Consider the following 3,131-nt stretch of genomic DNA (forward strand, 5'->3'; position numbering starts at 1 on the left):
CGTCTTTTAGCTCATCGTCCAGTGGCACTTTGGCGCGGGATGCCGCGCTTAACGCCACCAGTTCTTCTCCCATTTTTTGCAGCTCGTGCATTTCACGTTTTACCTGTGATTTGCTTTTGCCTTCTTCTTCGTCCCAGGTATCGCCGTGGATAAAATCGGTCATCTTGTTTCACTCTTAACTGTAATGCCGCTAAGTATACATGATAGTGCTGTCTGGCAGCAGCCAGCTTTCGCAGACTATGATAAGCTTGTGGCAAATTCTTTGGCTGAACCACTATTATGCATTCAACACAACCGACTATCTGGCAGGAAATTGACGAAGTTAAACAGGCAGTAGCCGAGGTACTGGCGCATGCCAGACAGCTGGGCGCCAGCAGTGCCGAAGCTTCCATGAGCCGCACTAAAGGCCTGAGCGTGGAAACCCGCCACGGTGAAGTAGAAACGGTAGAGTTTAATCAGGACGGTGGCCTGGGTATCAGTTTGTATTTTGGCCAGCGTAAAGGCTCGGCATCTACTGCCGATTTAAGCCCCCAAGCGCTGCGGCGTACCGTTGAAGCGGCTGCTGATATTGCCCGCTATACCTCGGAAGACCCCCATACCGGCATTGCCGACGCCAGCTGGCTGGAAATGTCGCCACCGGATTTGGATTTATACCATCCTGAAACCATAGGTACCGATGAAGCCATAGCGCTGTGTGCCGGCGCGGAAGAAGCGGCTTTTGCTACCGACAACCGTATTACCAACTCCGAAGGCGCATCGTTCTCATCGCATACTGGCTTAAAAGTGTATGGTAACAGTCATGGCCAGCTGGTCGGCCATCCCAGTTCACGCCACAGCTTCAGCTGTGTGGTGATTGGCGAAGACGGTGATGATATGCAGCGCGATTACAGTTTTACCGTCGCGCGCCAGTACAGCAAACTGCTTGACCCGAAACAGATTGGCCGTGAAGCGGCGCTGGAAACAATAGCGCGGCTAAACTCGCGCAAGATAGCGACACAAAAGGTACCGGTCATCTTCCGCGCCGATATTGCCAGCGGTCTGTTTGGCCATCTTGTTGCCGCGATTGCGGGTGGGGCGATTTACCGTAAATCGAGCTTTTTGCTGGATAAAGTTGGCCAGCAGATCATGGCACCAGGTATCACAGTTCTTGAACAGCCGCATTTAAAACAAGCGCTGGCCTCGAGCCCGTTTGATGGTGAAGGGGTAAAAACCCGCGATTTAACCGTCATTGACGCTGGCATACTGACAACCTATCTGACCACCAGCTATTCTGCCCGTAAACTGGGCATGGCCAGTACCGGCCATGCCGGTGGCATCCATAACTGGCTGATAAGCCATGGCGATGAAGACTTACTGCAGCTATGCCGTACTATGGGCAAGGGTTTATTGGTAACAGAGCTGATGGGACAAGGCGTTAACGCTGTAACCGGTGATTATTCGCGCGGCGCCGCTGGCTTCTGGGTAGAAAACGGTGAAATTCAGTTTCCGGTATCAGAAGTGACCATTGCCGGTAATTTGAAAGATATGTTTATGCAGATAGCCGCTGTCGGTAACGACATTGACCGTCGCGGCGGTGTGTTGACCGGCTCGGTATTAATCAGTCAGATGCAGGTAGCAGGTAGCTAGTTTAGCGAACGCGCTCTCAGATAGATAAAAACACTGACCACCCTAATGGTCAGTGTTTATCTTCAAGTATGGTGAGATAAATTAGGCTTGCTTCTTAAATTTACGGGAAGCCAAACCCATTACGCCAAGGGCTAATATTGCAAGTGTCGAAGGTTCCGGAACATTTGCGATCTCTCTGGCAGAAAAAGAGCTCACCTGAAAATTCCAGTTAGAAGATGGCTGATTATTATTGAACTGAATATAAGCTACATTGGTAGCTGATAGTGAAAATGCACCACCGCCTGATGAAAATGAACCTGTCTCCAGCACTGAATTATCAGTACCAAAAGCAGTCCAGAAACTACCATTGCCTGAACCATAGTTATCAAGAATGAAGCTGATTTCTTCAACTAACGTTGAGAAAGAAAATTGTAAAATTTGGGCTGTCGGATACCAGCTATTGTTTGAGTTGTGAATGCCGCCTGTGGTCACAAAAGGATCACCTGAGCTGTCTAAACCACCAATCAAATCGAACTCGACACCGGCATAATTAGCATATTGGGTGTTTTGAGTAAGGTCTGCAAAATTGATCTCTATCCATGCGGCATTAGCAAATCCACTTACAGCCAGAGCAAAACCCGCAACTGCGCTTTTCAAAAATTTATACTTCATTTGATTTTTCCTTTTCATCGTTTTCCATCGACCCTGAGAGGCCTGTATTAGAACTAACATTATCTGTTGGCGTAGCTCAATTCAAATAATATGCCAGTAAATAAAGTTTATATAAAACAATGCATTGGGTTTATTGTCAGATCTTTATTAAGCTAGATGTAAAATAAGCAGACAATGGGATTTGCTGTTGGGTTGGTTATAAAGAGCGTAGAATCTTGTTATGAAAAACCTAATCAAGGTCCACTTTATATAAGCAGACGGCGATAAATCTTGGCCTGTTCTTTACACATCTTATTGAAAGCAGGCGGGCTGTGAATTGAAGTATTGGTGTTAAAAGTAGGATCTGGACTCTGTGCAAAATCTTGTCGTCGTTACAACGAAAAAAGCTACTATCAAAAAATAGTAGCTTCAGGTGAACTCAACACCCGGTAATGTAAAACGGGTGTTGCTGTCGGTGAGAATCGACTTGCTCTAAGTCAACCGCAGGATCCGAAGAAGCAGCTTGCCTCGTATAGACGAGAGCAAGCTGGCTCAATGATTTTAATCTACTTTCGTCTTCAGACCACGGCGGATTAACAGGGCATCTGTCGTTGGCTCCTGGCCACGGAACGCTTTATAAGACTCCATTGGCAGGCGTGAGTTACCGACAGACAGAATGTTTTTGCGGTAGTTCTGGCCGTTCTCCAGTTTTAAACCACCTTGCTGCTGCACATAGGCAAACGCATCGGCTGCCAGAATTTCACTCCACATATAGGCATAGTAGCCAGCTGAGTATCCGCCGCCCATAGAGTGTGAGAAAAACGCTGACTTATAACGTGGCGGTACCGCAGCCAGGTTAACACCGTGCTTTTTCA

General features: G+C 47.6%; 4 protein-coding genes. 1 reads left to right on the plus strand and 3 read right to left on the minus strand.

All coding sequences use genetic code 11. The features are described from left to right. Positions 1-163, minus strand: a 163-nt coding sequence (locus VIN66_RS06795; protein WP_331923276.1) for a DUF615 domain-containing protein, incomplete at its 3' end; no start/stop codon positions are given. A gap of 116 nt (positions 164-279) precedes the next feature. Between VIN66_RS06795 and pmbA the strand changes: the two genes are divergently transcribed. Then, complete coding sequence (pmbA, locus tag VIN66_RS06800; RefSeq protein ID WP_331923273.1) at positions 280-1,626, plus strand: metalloprotease PmbA; 1,347 nt, start codon at positions 280-282, stop codon at positions 1,624-1,626. An 81-nt stretch (positions 1,627-1,707) separates the two neighbouring features. Here the strand turns inward: pmbA and VIN66_RS06805 are convergent, their stop codons facing one another. Then, positions 1,708-2,277 (minus strand): PEP-CTERM sorting domain-containing protein, encoded by a 570-nt coding sequence (locus VIN66_RS06805; protein WP_331923274.1) that lies wholly within the window; start codon positions 2,275-2,277, stop codon positions 1,708-1,710. Between the two features lie 540 nt (positions 2,278-2,817). Further along, positions 2,818-3,131: M3 family metallopeptidase (locus VIN66_RS06810; protein ID WP_331923275.1), on the minus strand; the 314-nt coding region annotated here is incomplete at its 5' end.

The sequence above is a fragment of the Rheinheimera sp. genome, from assembly GCF_036568245.1.
Classification (GTDB): Bacteria; Pseudomonadota; Gammaproteobacteria; order Enterobacterales; family Alteromonadaceae; genus Alishewanella.